Here is a 13,286-nt window from a genome sequence, read left to right as displayed (position 1 = left end):
GTCAGGCCCCGCACGACCTCAGGAAGGCGCGGGTGCGCCGGGCGATCGGCAGCGGCCGGTCCGGCTCGCAGGGGTACATGTCCTGCTCGACGATCGCGAACAGGTCCACGTCCAGCTTCCCCGCCGCCTCCAGCACGGGACCCAGCGCGGGCACCCCGGTCGGCGGCTCGCACATCACGCCCCTGGCCACGGCGGGGCCGAACGGGATCTCCCGCTCCCGCACCTCGGCGAGGATCTCCGGGTCGACCTGCTTGAGGTGCAGATAGCCGATGCGCTCGCCGTAGGTCTCGATGAGCCGGACGCTGTCGCCGCCGCAGTAGGCGTAGTGCCCCGTGTCCAGACACAGGGACACCAGTGAGGGGTCGGTGCCGTCGAGGAGGCGGACCACGTTCTCCTCGGTGTCGATGTGGGTGTCGGCGTGCGGGTGCACCACGATCCGCAGCCCGTAGCGCTCGCGCACCTCACGGCCGAGGCGTTCGGTCAGGGAGGTGAGGCTGCGCCACTGCTCCGGCGTGAGCGTGCTCGGCTCCAGCACCTCGCCGGTCTTGTCGTCGCGCCAGAAGGACGGGATGACCACCAGGTGCCGGGCGCCCATCGCCTGCGCCAGTGCCGCGTTGTCGGCGACGTGCGCCCAGGTCTTCTCCCAGACGGCCTCGCCGTGGTGCAGGCCCGTGAAGACCGTGCCGGCCGACACCTTCAGGCCGCGCCGCGCGGTCTCCTCGGCGAGGACGGCCGCGTCGGTCGGCAGATACCCGTACGGGCCCAGCTCGATCCACTCGTAGCCGGCCGCGGCGACCTCGTCGAGGAAACGCCGCCAGGGCACCTGACGGGGGTCGTCGGGGAACCACACGCCCCAGGAGTCGGGCGCCGAACCGATACGGATGCGGGACAGTGGGGACTGAGGCGACAGCGACGTCATGGCCGCCAGCGTGCGGGGGCGGGCAAAGGGTGTCAAGGACTGGTCCGAATGTCCGGACAAAACATTGACAGGCCCGCCCCGACGGGTCTAGAAACCGGAACAAGTACGGAGAGGGACGGTCCGGCGGCGCGAGGGAAGGCGACGGCGTGAGGGGAAGGCGATGGCGTACGACCTGATCACCATGGGACGGCTCGGGGTGGACCTGTACCCGCTCCAGGCGGGCGTCCCGCTGGCGCAGGTGACGGCCTTCGGCAAGTTCCTCGGCGGCTCCGCGGCCAACGTCGCCGTCGCCGCCGCGCGCCTGGGCCGCCGCACCGCGCTGATCAGCCGGACCGGCGACGACCCCTTCGGGGAGTATCTCCACCAGGCACTGGGCGAGTTCGGGGTCGACGACCGCTGGGTGACCCCGGTGCCCGCCCTGCCGACACCGGTCACCTTCTGCGAGATCTTCCCGCCCGACGACTTCCCGCTCTACTTCTACCGCCACCCCAAGGCCCCCGACCTGGAGATCCACGCGCACGACCTCGACCTCGACGCGGTGCGCGCGGCCCGTGTCTTCTGGGTCACCGGGACCGGTCTGAGCGAGGAGCCGAGCCGTACGGCGACCCTCGCGGCGCTCGCCCACCGCGCCGGGGCCGGCCCGACCGTGTTCGACCTGGACTGGCGTCCGATGTTCTGGCACGGCGGCCCCGACGCCGCCCGCCCCTTCTACGCCGAGGCCCTGCGGCACGCCACGGTCGCCGTCGGCAACCTGGACGAGGTGGAGGTCGCCACCGGGGTCCGCGAACCCCACGCCGCGGCACGGGCACTGCTGGACGCGGGCGTCCGGCTCGCGGTCGTCAAGCAGGGCCCCAAGGGCGTCCTCGCGGTGAGCGCCGACGGAGAGTCCGCCGAGGTCCCGCCGCTCCCGGTCGAGGTCCTCAACGGCCTCGGCGCCGGGGACGCGTTCGGCGGCTCCCTGTGCCACGGCCTGCTGGCGGGCCGGGACCTGGAGACCGTCGTGCGCCACGCCAACGCCGCCGGCGCGATCGTCGCCTCCCGCCTGGAATGCTCCTCGGCCATGCCGACCGCCGCCGAGGTGGAGGCGGCGCTCGGGGCGGGAGCGGTGCGATGAGGGGCGGCCGGGTGACCGGTGCGCGCACCCCCCGGGCCACCACCCCCGACCCCCCGCCCCCGCCCGAACGGACCCCCGCCCCGGACGAGCCACCTGGCGCCGGTCGGGGCGCGGCCCCGGGGGAGGGGCCTGGTGTCGGAAGGGCTGCCGTCCCGGGGGAGGCGCCTGGCATCGAGCGGGCCCCCGCCCCGGAGAAGGCACCCGGCATCGAGCGGGCTGCCGCCCCGGAGAAGGCGCCTGACACCAGCCGGACCACCGCCCCGGGGGAGGCGCCCGGTGTCGGCGGTGCCGTCTCCTCGGAGGGGCTGTCCGGTTCCGGCCGGGTTGCCGCGGGGGAGGGGCCTGGCGTCGGGCGGGCCGCCGTTCCAGGGGAGCCGTCCGGCGTCGAGCGGGCTGTTCCCCCGGGGGAGGCGCCCGGCGCCGGGCGGGCTGCCGTCTCGAAGGAGGCACCCGGTGGTGGGTGGGGTGGCGGCTCGGGACGGCGGTCCTCGGTCGGTCTTGCCGCGGAGCTGCCGGACGTCGATGTCGCCGAACTCGTGCGGCTGCGGGCCCATCACCCCGTGGCCGTCGCCGAGGCCGCCGCACGCCGGCCGCGCCGGCCCCTGCTCGGCGAGGGCGGGCGGCTGATGATCGTCGCCGCCGACCACCCGGCCCGCGGTGCGCTCGGCGCCGGGGAGCGCGGCCTGGCGATGGCCAACCGGGCCGATCTGCTGGCCCGGCTGTGCCTGGCGCTGTCCCGGCCCGGCGTGGACGGGGTGCTCGCCGCGGCCGACGTCCTGGACGACCTGCTGCTGCTCGGCGCCCTCGACCACAAGGTCGTCCTGGGCTCGATGAACCGCGGCGGCCTCCAGGGCGCCCGCTTCGAGCTGGACGACCGGTTCACCGGCCACCGCCCCGAGGACATCCAGCGCCTCGGCTTCGACGCGGGAAAGCTGCTGCTGCGCATCGACTACGAGGACCCGGGCTCGCTCACCACCCTGGAGTCCGCGGCCCGCGCCGTCGACGCCATGGCCGCCCGCCGACTCCCGGTGTTCGTCGAGCCGTTCATCAGCCGACGCGGCGCGGACGGACAGCTGCGCAACGATCTGTCCGCCGACGCCGTCACCCGGTCCCTCGCCATCGCCTCGGGCCTGGGCGGCAGTTCGGCCTACACCTGGCTGAAGGTGCCCGTCACCGACGACCCCGACGACATGGCCCGGGTCATGGAGACCACGACCCTGCCGGCCGTGCTGCTCGGCGGGGACGTGGCGGGCTCCGCGAAGGAGCAGGCCGGGGCGTACGAGAACTGGCGTCGCGCGCTCAGGCTGCCCACCGTGCGCGGCCTGGTGGTGGGCCGCTCGCTGCTGTACCCGGCGGACGGCGACGTGGCCGCCGCCGTGGACACCGCCGTAGGACTGCTGTGAGGCCCGCATGAGCAAGGAGCTGCACATTCCCCGGGGCGCAGGGGCGCAGGGCGCGTACGCCCTCGACATCGGCCCCGAGCGGGCCGGCTGGACCTACAGCAGTCTGCGGGTGGTCGAGCTGGAGGCGGGCGGCACACACACGTTCACCACCGGTGAGAGCGAGTGGATCGTGCTTCCGCTCCACGGCGGCTGTAGCGTGCACATAGCGGACGAAGTTATCCAACTCCTGGGCAGGGAAAGCGTGTTCGCGTCGGCCACCGACTTCGCGTACGCGCCCCGTCAGACCCGGGTCCAGATCGCCTCCGGCGCGGGAGGCCGCTTCGCCCTGGCAGGAGCGAAGTGCGAGCGTCGACTCCCCGCCCGCTACGGCCCCGCGCCGGAGGTACCCGTCGAGCACCGCGGCAGCGGCACCTGCGCCCGGCAGGTGCGGGGCTTCGCCGCAGCCGACGCCTTCGCGTGCGACCGGCTCATCGCCGTCGAGGTGATCACACCGGGCGGCAACTGGTCGTCGTACCCGCCGCACAAGCACGACGAGCACCGGCCGGGCGAGGAGGCGGAGCTGGAGGAGATCTACTACTTCGAGATCGACGGCCCGCACGGCTTCGGCTACCAGCGCGTGTCCCCCTCGCGCGAGGGCGGGGCGGACGTCCTCGCCGAGGTCCGCTCCGGCGACGCCGTCCTCGTCCCCGACGGCTGGCACGGCCCGTCGGTCGCCCAGCCCGGCCACGCCATGTACTACCTGAACGTCATGGCGGGCCCCGGCGAGACACGGGAGTGGCGGATCCGCTTCCACCCGGACCACACGGAGGGGTACCGATGACCGTCAGGCTCACCGTCGCACAGGCGCTGGTCCGCTTCCTCGCCGCCCAGCACACCGAGCGCGACGGCGAACGCCGCCGGCTGATCGCCGCGACCTGGGGCGTCTTCGGCCACGGCAACGTCGCCGGGATCGGCCAGGCGCTCGTCGAGCACGCCGACGTCATGCCGTTCCACCAGGGCCGCAACGAGCAGGCCATGGTGCACGCGGCCGTCGGGTACGCCCGCCAGTCCAACCGGCTGTCCACCCACGCGGTGACCACGTCCATCGGCCCCGGCGCCACCAACCTGGTCACCGGTGCCGCCCTCGCCACGGTCAACCACCTGCCGGTCCTGCTGCTGCCCGGCGACATCTTCGCCACCCGCCCCGCCGACCCGGTCCTCCAGCAGCTGGAGGTGCCGTACGCGGGCGACGTGTCGGTCAACGACTGCCTGCGTCCGGTGTCGAGGTACTTCGACCGCGTCCACCGGCCCGAGGCCCTGATTCCCAGCCTGCTCCAGGCCGTGCGGGTGCTGACCGACCCCGTCGACACCGGTGCGGTCACCCTGGCCCTGCCGCAGGACGTCCAGGCGGAGGCGTACGACTGGCCCGAGGAACTGTTCGCCGAGCGGACCTGGGCCGTACGGCGCCCGGGGGCCGACCCCGCCGAGCTGGCCCAGGCCGTCCGCGCGGTCCGCTCCGCGCGCCGGCCCCTGCTGATCGCGGGCGGCGGGGTCCGCCACAGCCGCGCCGAGCGGGCCCTCGCCGAGTTCGCCTCGGCCACCGGCATCCCGGTCGCCTCCACCCAGTCCGGCAAGGGCTCCCTGCCCCACGACCACCCCCAGGACGTCGGCGGCGTCGGCCACACCGGCACCGCCACCGCCGCCGCGCTGGCCCGCACCGCCGACCTGGTGATCGGCGTGGGCACGCGCTACACCGACTTCACCACCGCCTCGGGGACCCTGTTCGCCGACGAGGGCGTCCGCTTCCTCAACCTCAACATCGCCCCCTTCGACGGACACAAGCTCTCCGGCCTCCCGCTCGTCGCGGACGCCCGCAGCGGCCTGGAGGAACTCGGCGAGGCGCTGGCGATGCACGGCCACCGGGTGAGCGACGCCCATGTCGCCGCGTACACCGCGGGCAAGGCGGACTGGGAGCGCCGCGTCGACGCCGCCTTCGCCGCCGGCCCCGACGCGGTCCCCACCCAGCCGCAGGTGCTGGGCGCCCTGGACGCCGTCGTCGACGCCACCGACATCGTGATCAACGCCGCCGGCTCGCTCCCCGGCGACCTGCACAAGCTCTGGCGGGCCCGGTCCGCCGACCAGTACCACCTGGAGTACGGCTACTCCTGCATGGGCTACGAGATCCCCGCGGCCATCGGGGTGAAGCTGGCCGCGCCCCACCGGCCGGTGTGGGCCCTCGTCGGCGACGGCACGTATCTGATGATGCCGACAGAGATCGTCACGGCCGTGCAGGAGGGCATCGCGATCAAGATCCTGCTCGTGCAGAACCACGGCTACGCCTCCATCGGCGGCCTGTCGGAGGCGGTGGGAGCCGAGCGGTTCGGCACCGCCTACCGCTTCCGCGCCGACGACGGCACCTTCAGCGCGGCCCCGCTCCCGGTGGACCTGGCGGCCAACGCCGCCAGCCTCGGCATGCGGGTGCTGCGCGCGAGGACCGTGTCCGACCTGCGGATCGCCCTCGCCGAGGCCCGGGCCGCCGACACTCCCACATGTGTCTACGTCGAGACCGAAACGGCAGACACAGTGTCGGGCGCGCCGCCCGCGCCGGCCTGGTGGGATGTTCCTGTGGCCGAGACCGCGACCCGCCCGTCCGCGGTGAAGGCCCGCGAGGAGTACGACCGGCACGTCTCCACCCGACGCCGCCATCTGTGAAGGAGCACTGGGCATGACGAAGATCGTCAACCACTGGATCGGCGGCAAGTCCGTCGAAGGCGCGTCGGGCAGTTTCGGGCCGGTCACCGACCCGGCCACCGGCGCGGTCACCACCAAGGTCGCCTTCGCCTCGGTCGACGAGGTCGACGCCGCGGTCCAGGCCGCCAAGGAGGCATACGCGACCTGGGGCCAGTCCTCGCTGGCCCAGCGCACCACCGTCCTCTTCCGCTTCCGCGCCCTGCTGGACGCCCACCGCGACGAGATCGCCGAGCTGATCACCGCCGAGCACGGCAAGGTGCACTCCGACGCCCTCGGCGAGGTGGCCCGCGGCCTGGAGATCGTCGATCTGGCGTGCGGCATCAACGTGCAGCTCAAGGGCGAACTGTCCACCCAGGTCGCCAGCCGGGTCGACGTGGCGGCGATCCGCCAGCCGCTCGGCGTGGTCGCCGGCATCACCCCGTTCAACTTCCCGGCGATGGTGCCGATGTGGATGTTCCCCATCGCCATCGCCTGCGGCAACACCTTCGTGCTCAAGCCGAGCGAGAAGGACCCCTCGGCGTCCGTCCGCATCGCCGAGCTGCTCGCCGAGGCGGGCCTGCCGGACGGTGTCTTCAACGTCGTCCACGGCGACAAGGCGGCCGTCGACCGGCTGCTGGAGCACCCGGACGTCAAGGCGGTGTCGTTCGTCGGCTCCACCCCGATCGCCCGCCACATCCACACCACCGCCTCCGCGAACGGCAAGCGGGTCCAGGCCCTCGGCGGCGCCAAGAACCACATGCTGGTCCTCCCGGACGCCGACCTGGACGCGGCCGCGGACGCCGCCGTGTCGGCCGCGTACGGCTCGGCGGGCGAGCGCTGCATGGCCATCTCGGCCGTCGTCGCGGTCGGCGCGATCGGCGACACGCTGGTGGAGAAGATCCGTGAGCGTGCCGAGAAGATCAAGATCGGCCCCGGGAACGACCCGGCGTCCGAGATGGGCCCGCTGATCACCGCCGCCCACCGCGACAAGGTCGCCTCCTACGTCTCCGGTGCCGCCGCCGAGGGCTCGGAGGTCGTGCTGGACGGCACCGGCCACACCGTCGAGGGCTTCGAGGACGGCCACTGGATCGGCATCTCCCTGCTCGACAAGGTGCCCACCTCCGCCAAGGCGTACCAGGACGAGATCTTCGGCCCGGTGCTGTGCGTGCTGCGCGTGGACACCTACGAGGAGGGCGTGGCGCTGATCAACGCCTCGCCGTTCGGCAACGGCACCGCGATCTTCACCCGGGACGGCGGCGCGGCCCGCCGCTTCCAGCTGGAGATCGAGGCGGGCATGGTCGGCGTGAACGTGCCGATCCCGGTCCCGGTCGGCTACCACTCCTTCGGCGGCTGGAAGGACTCGCTCTTCGGCGACCACCACGTCTACGGCAACGACGGCACGCACTTCTACACCCGCGGCAAGGTCGTCACCACCCGCTGGCCGGACCCCTCCGAGGCCCCGACGGGCGTCGACCTGGGCTTCCCGCGCAACCACTGAGGCCCCTCACGAGCCCGGACACCCAGGTGTCCGGGCTCAGCCCTGCTGCATCTCCTTCATCTGCTCGGTGATGTCGCCGGTCTGCGCGGCGGGCGGAGCCTTCACCGCGGCCGTCGCGCCGAACTTCTTGAAGTCCATGGTCACGCTGGCTCTGCCCATGTCCTGCTTCAGCCGCACCGGCAGGTCGTCCTCGCCCACCCAGATGTCCATGACGACGCTGTCGACGCCGCCCGTCATCGCGTTGAACGGGTTGTCCTCGCCGCTGTAGGCGTCCGCGAACTTGCCCAGCTCCTTCTGGCCCAGCTCGGCGCGGTAGTGCACGGTGGACTTCCCGTCGACGGTCTCCTCGCCGAGGTCGGAGACGTCGTTCGCGTACTTCAGGCTGCGCATGGAGGCGGCCGGGCTGCCCGTGCCGGCGCTGCCGTCGAGGGCCTCGGCCCCCTTCTCGCCGAACACCGCCGACGCGTCGATCTTCATCCACTCCTTGCCCGCCAGCGGGCCGGAGGGCTGCGGGTCCACGTCGTAGTAGTAGGCGCCGTCCACGAAGAGCATGCGGGTCGTCGGCGCGTCCTGGAGCGTCTGCATCTGGACGGCCGCGGTGTCCATCTCGACGTCGAAGGCGTAGCCGTCGCCCCAGGAGTACGTGCCGTCCATGCTGACCGGCGTGCCCGTGCCGATGTCGGCGGTCAGGTCGACCTGTGCCGAGCCGACCTCCTCCGTCCGGTCCGTCGCCCGGGCCAGCGCGGCCATGATCATTTCTGTTCCGTCGACCGCGTCGGCGGCCTTCCGCGCGCTGTCCGCCCCGCACGCCGAGGTCGTCACGAGCGCGACCGCCGTGACCCCCACCCAGACAGCCGTGTGCCGCAGCTTCATGTGTTCCCACCCCGTACCTGTGTGTCAGTTGTGAACGGCGAATGTATCGAAGCCCACTGACAACCCCGTGGACAAACGGATTTGCTCAGGTGAACTCCCAGGTCATGACGGTGCAGGTGCCCTCCTCGGTTCCGCCCGCGCTGCGGTACGCCGCCAGGGCCACGTCGTTGCCGGTGTCCACCAGCACCCACTGCCCGTGGCAGCCGCGCTCGCGGGCGAGTGCGGCGAGCCGCTCCACCAGGGCCCGCCCGACGCCCCGGCGCCGGTGGGCCTCGGCGACACCCAGCTCGTACAGGAACATCTCGGTGCCCTTGTCGGGGTGGACCGTCTCCACCCCGCTGACGAAACCGGCGGGCTCCCCCTCGGCGTAGGCGAGGAGGAGATGGTGGCCGGCGGCGGCGAGGAACCGCTCCGCGAACCCGGGACGCACCGGAGCATCGAAGAGGTGTTCGGCCGCCAGCAGTTCGGCGACCGAGGTGGCGCGGCGAATCTCCATGGGCCTTCGTACCACGGCCGCGGTACACGGGGCAGGGCCCGTACGCCCGTGGGAGGTCGGGTAGTCAGACCGGAGTCTGTTCCGGCTTCCGGTGGCGGCCCGTACCGTTGGCGCATGGATCTTCGAGTGCGCGGGCGGAGGCTGCTGCGGCGTCCGCGGCGGCTGGCGTCCGCGGTGGCCGCCGTCGTCGTGCTCGCCGGCGCGGGCACCTGGACGGCCGTCGCCTCCGACGACGCGCCCCGGGTGAACCGCACCGACCAGGTGCTGCCCCTGGCGGACGGAGTGCGCGTCGACACGTCGTACTTCACGTCCGCGACGGCCGGCCGCCGCCCCGCGGTGCTGCTCGCGCACGGCTTCGGCGGCAGCAAGGACAGCGTCCGCGAGCAGGCCGAGGCACTCGCCCGCGACGGCTACGCGGTCCTCACCTGGTCCGCGCGCGGCTTCGGCAGGTCGACGGGAAGGATCGGGCTGAACGCCCCCGGGGGCGAGGTCGCCGACGTCTCACGGCTGATCGACTGGCTCGCCGGGCGGCCCCAGGTCCGGCTCGACAAGGCGGGCGACCCGCGCGTGGGCGTCACCGGCGCCTCCTACGGCGGCGCGGCCGCCCTGCTGGCCGCCGGGCACGACGACCGCGTCGACGCCGTCGCCCCGGCGATCACCTACTGGAACCTCGCCGACGCCCTGTTCCCCGACGGCGTCTTCAAGAAGCTGTGGGCGGGCATCTTCGTCAACACCGGCGGCGGCTGCAAGGCGTTCGAGCCACGGCTGTGCGCGATGTACGAGCGGGTCGCCGAGTCGGGCGTCCCCGACGCCGAGGCCCGCGCGTTGCTGGAGGCACGCTCCCCGTCCGCCGTCGCCGGCCGCATCGACGTGCCGACCCTCCTGGTGCAGGGCCAGTCGGACTCCCTCTTCCCGCTGGGCCACGCGGACGCGGCGGCCCGGGCGATCCGGGCGAACGGCGCCCCGGCCGCCGTCGACTGGATCGCCGGCGGCCACGACGGCGGCGACCTGGAGGAGGACCGCGTCCGCTCCCGGGTCACGGCCTGGTTCGACCGCTACCTCAAGGACGACGAGGGCGCCGGCACCGGACCCGCCTTCCGCGTCAGCCGCACCGGAGGCATCGACTCCACCGACGGCACCGCCCAGCTGCGCGGCGCGAGCGCGGACACCTACCCGGGCCTGCGCTCCGCCCCGCGCGAGATCGCGCTGAGCGGACGCGAGCAGACCTTCGCCAACCCGGCCGGCGCCAGCCCGCCCGCCGTGTCCGCCCTGCCCGGCCTCGGCACCGGCGGCGGCCTCGCCCAGCTGTCCTCGCTCGGCGTCGGCGTCTCCCTCGACTTCCCCGGCCAGTACGCCCGCTTCGACTCGGCGCCCGTCGGCGAGGACCTGCACATCACCGGCTCGCCCACCGTCGCCGTGCGGGTCGCCTCCAGCAGCGCGGACACCGTCCTGTTCGCCAAGGTCTACGACGTCGGGCCCGACGGCCGGCAGCAGGTGCTGCCGGCCCAGCTGGTGGCCCCGGTCCGCGTGGACGGCACAAGAAGCGGCGAGACCGCCCCCGACGACCCGGCCGCCGCCCCCGGCGACCCGGCCGCCGCCCCCGGCCGGGACACCGGCCCCGGTACGGACACCGGCCCCGGTACGGACACCGGCCCCGGTACGGACACCGGCCCCGGTACGGACACCGGCCCCGGCCGGGACACCGGCCCCGGTACGGACACCGCTCCCGGTACGGACACCGCCCCCGGCGGCACAGACTCCGCCCCCGGCGGCCGAAACTCCGCCCCCGGCGGCCGGGACACCGGCTCCGGTACGGACACCGGCTCCGGTACGGACACCGGCTCCGGTACGGACACCGGCTCCGGTACGGACGGCGAGACCGCCCCCGGCGGCACGACCGTCGCCTCCGACGGCACAGACTCCGCCCCCGGCCGGGACACCGGCTCCGGTACGGACGGCGAGACCACGCCCGGCGGCACGGACGTCGCCCCCGGCCGGGACGCCGCCCCCCGCACGGACGGCGAGACCGTCCCCGGCGGCACGGACGCCGGCTCCGGTACGGACGGCAGGGCCGTCACCGGCGGCAAGGACGTCACGCTGACCCTCCCGGCGATCGACCACGAGGTCGAGAAGGGCCACCGGCTGCGTCTCGTCCTCGCCTCCACCGACCTCGGCTACGCCTCCCCGGCGGCCCCCGCGACCTACACCGTCTCCCTGCGCGGCGGCCTGTCCGTGCCGACCGCGCCCCGCGTGGAGACCGCCGCCGCGCCGCTGCCCGGCTGGGTGTGGTGGCTGCCCGCCGCAGGCGCGGTCACGGCCCTCGTCCTGCTGCTCGGCGCCCGCCGCCGCACCCTCACCCCCGCGCCCGATCCCGGGCTGGCCGAGGTGCCGCTCCAGATCACCGGCCTGAGCAAGAAGTACGCCAGGGGCGACCGCTACAGCGTGCGCGAGCTGTCCTTCCGTGTGGAGAAGGGCCAGGTCCTCGGCCTGCTCGGGCCGAACGGCGCGGGCAAGACCACCACCCTGCGCATGCTCATGGGTCTCATCCGGCCCGACGCCGGTGAGATCCGTGTCTTCGGCCACGCGATCCGCCCCGGCGCGCCCGTGCTCTCCCGGGTCGGCGCGTTCGTCGAGGGCGCCGGCTTCCTGCCGCATCTGTCGGGCCGGGAGAACCTGGAGCTGTACTGGCGTGCCACGGGCCGCCCGCCCGAGGACGCCCGCATGGAGGAGGCCCTGGAGATCGCCGGGCTCGGCGACGCGCTCGCCCGCGCGGTGCGCACCTACTCCCAGGGCATGCGCCAGCGGCTCGCCATCGCCCAGGCCATGCTGGGTCTGCCCGACCTGCTGATCCTGGACGAGCCGACCAACGGCCTGGACCCGCCCCAGATCCGCGAGATGCGCGAGGTGATGATCCGCTACGCGGCGGCCGGCCGCACCGTGATCGTCTCCAGCCATCTCCTCGCCGAGGTGGAGCAGTCCTGCACCCACCTGGTGGTGATGGACCGCGGCCGTCTGGTGCAGGCCGGCCCGGTCGGCGAGATCACCGGCAACGGCGACACGCTGCTGGTCGGCACGCCCGCGCCCCTGGAGGAGGCGGTCGTGGACAAGGTCGCCGCACTGCCCGGCGTGGCCACCGCCACCCGCACCGAGGAGGGCCTGCTGGTCCGGCTGGACAGCGAGGACACCGACGGCACCCCGCAGCGCCTGGTCGCCGAGCTGGTGCGGCTGGACGTGCCCGTGACCTCGGTCGGCCCGCACCGCCGCCTGGAGGACGCCTTCCTCACCCTGATCGGAGGTACCGCATGAGCACGCTCACCGAGACGGCCTCCGGCTACCGGCCGGCCCGCACTCTGCCCCTGCGCGTGGAGCTGGTCCGCCAGCTGCGCCGCCGCCGCACCCTGGTCATGGGCGCGGTCCTCGCCGCCCTGCCGTTCGTGCTGGTAGTCGCCTTCGCCATCGGCGGAGAGCCCGGCGCCCGCAACGGCCGGGTGACCCTGCTGGACACGGCCACCGCGTCCGGTGCCAACTTCGCCGCGGTCAACCTGTTCGTGTCGGCGGGGTTCCTGCTGGTCATCCCCGTGGCCCTGTTCTGCGGGGACACGGTGGCGAGCGAGGCCGGCTGGTCGTCCCTGCGCTATCTGCTCGCGGCTCCCGTCCCCCGGGCACGCCTGCTGTGGTCCAAGCTGGCCGTCGCGCTGGGCATGAGCCTCGCGGCGATGGTCCTGCTGCCGGTCGTCGCCCTCGTCGTCGGCACCGCCGCCTACGGCTGGGGGCCGCTGGAGATCCCGACCGGCGGCGAGCTGGACGCGGCGACCGCGGCGCAGCGGCTCGTGGTGGTCGTGGCCTACCTCTTCGTGTCCCAGCTGGTCACCGCCGGGCTCGCGTTCTGGCTGTCGACCCGGACCGACGCCCCGCTGGGCGCGGTGGGCGGCGCGGTCGGCCTGACCATCGTCGGCAATGTGCTGGACGCGGTGACCGCCCTCGGCGACTGGCGCCACTTCCTGCCCGCGCACTGGCAGTTCGCCTGGGCCGACGCCGTCCAGCCCCGGATGGAGTGGTCCGGCATGATCCAGGGCGCCGCGCTGTCGGTAACGTACGCCCTGGTGCTGTTCGCGCTGGCCTTCCGCGGTTTCGCCCGCAAGGACATCGTCTCCTAGGTCACCGGCAGATCACCCGGTGGTCTCGGCGGGCCCTCGCCGTGCCCGCTTCGAGACCCATCCGCAATGCTCCGTCACGCACGTTCCGGGCCCCCGCGCCGTCACAGTCGCAGAAGA

At 74.0% G+C, this 13,286-nt stretch carries 10 protein-coding genes; 7 read left to right on the top strand and 3 right to left on the bottom strand.

What is annotated here, in order from left to right:
• Position 1: 1 nt before the first annotated feature.
• Positions 2 to 919: a sugar phosphate isomerase/epimerase family protein gene (locus ACIQGV_RS04755; protein ID WP_402490456.1), complete on the bottom strand. Its 918-nt coding sequence runs from the start codon at positions 917 to 919 to the stop codon at positions 2 to 4.
• Positions 920 to 1,079: 160 nt separating this feature from the next.
• Between ACIQGV_RS04755 and iolC the strand changes: the two genes are divergently transcribed.
• The 5 genes from iolC to mmsA all read left to right on the top strand — a co-directional run bounded on the left by iolC (position 1,080) and on the right by mmsA (position 7,643).
• Positions 1,080 to 2,033: a 5-dehydro-2-deoxygluconokinase gene (gene iolC / locus ACIQGV_RS04750; RefSeq protein ID WP_402490454.1), complete on the top strand. Its 954-nt coding sequence runs from the start codon at positions 1,080 to 1,082 to the stop codon at positions 2,031 to 2,033.
• A gap of 509 nt (positions 2,034 to 2,542) precedes the next feature.
• Positions 2,543 to 3,436 carry a deoxyribose-phosphate aldolase gene (locus ACIQGV_RS04745; protein WP_402491036.1) on the top strand — a complete coding sequence of 298 codons (894 nt, stop codon included), beginning with the start codon at positions 2,543 to 2,545 and terminating at the stop codon, positions 3,434 to 3,436.
• Positions 3,437 to 3,443: 7 nt separating this feature from the next.
• Positions 3,444 to 4,256, top strand: a complete 813-nt coding sequence (gene iolB, locus ACIQGV_RS04740) for a 5-deoxy-glucuronate isomerase (protein ID WP_402490452.1) — start codon at positions 3,444 to 3,446, stop codon at positions 4,254 to 4,256.
• Entirely contained in the window at positions 4,253 to 6,127 is a 1,875-nt protein-coding gene (iolD, locus tag ACIQGV_RS04735; RefSeq protein ID WP_402490449.1) for a 3D-(3,5/4)-trihydroxycyclohexane-1,2-dione acylhydrolase (decyclizing), read from the top strand. The genes iolB and iolD overlap by 4 nt, the downstream gene beginning before the upstream one ends.
• Positions 6,128 to 6,140: 13 nt before the next feature.
• Entirely contained in the window at positions 6,141 to 7,643 is a 1,503-nt protein-coding gene (mmsA, locus tag ACIQGV_RS04730; protein ID WP_402490446.1) for a CoA-acylating methylmalonate-semialdehyde dehydrogenase, read from the top strand.
• A 36-nt stretch (positions 7,644 to 7,679) separates the two neighbouring features.
• On the opposite strand, the gene ACIQGV_RS04725 is transcribed toward mmsA, so the two are convergent.
• Entirely contained in the window at positions 7,680 to 8,516 is an 837-nt protein-coding gene (locus ACIQGV_RS04725; RefSeq protein ID WP_402490444.1) for a hypothetical protein, read from the bottom strand.
• 85 nt (positions 8,517 to 8,601) lie between these two features.
• Positions 8,602 to 9,012 carry a GNAT family N-acetyltransferase gene (locus ACIQGV_RS04720; RefSeq protein WP_402490441.1) on the bottom strand — a complete coding sequence of 137 codons (411 nt, stop codon included), beginning with the start codon at positions 9,010 to 9,012 and terminating at the stop codon, positions 8,602 to 8,604.
• Positions 9,013 to 9,126: 114 nt separating this feature from the next.
• Between ACIQGV_RS04720 and ACIQGV_RS04715 the strand changes: the two genes are divergently transcribed.
• Together ACIQGV_RS04715 and ACIQGV_RS04710 are read left to right on the top strand one after the other, a co-directional pair.
• A complete protein-coding gene (locus ACIQGV_RS04715) occupies positions 9,127 to 12,318 on the top strand; it encodes an alpha/beta fold hydrolase (protein WP_402490438.1) in 3,192 nt (1,063 codons plus the stop codon).
• Positions 12,315 to 13,169: an ABC transporter permease gene (locus ACIQGV_RS04710; RefSeq protein ID WP_402490435.1), complete on the top strand. Its 855-nt coding sequence runs from the start codon at positions 12,315 to 12,317 to the stop codon at positions 13,167 to 13,169. Before ACIQGV_RS04715 ends, ACIQGV_RS04710 begins: the two co-directional genes overlap by 4 nt.
• Positions 13,170 to 13,286 lie beyond the last annotated feature (117 nt).

The organism is Streptomyces sp. NPDC093094, assembly GCF_044754345.1.
In the GTDB taxonomy this organism is placed as follows: Bacteria; Actinomycetota; Actinomycetes; order Streptomycetales; family Streptomycetaceae; genus Streptomyces.
Note: the sequence above shows the minus strand (reverse complement) of the source record. Positions and strands in the feature narration are given on the sequence as shown.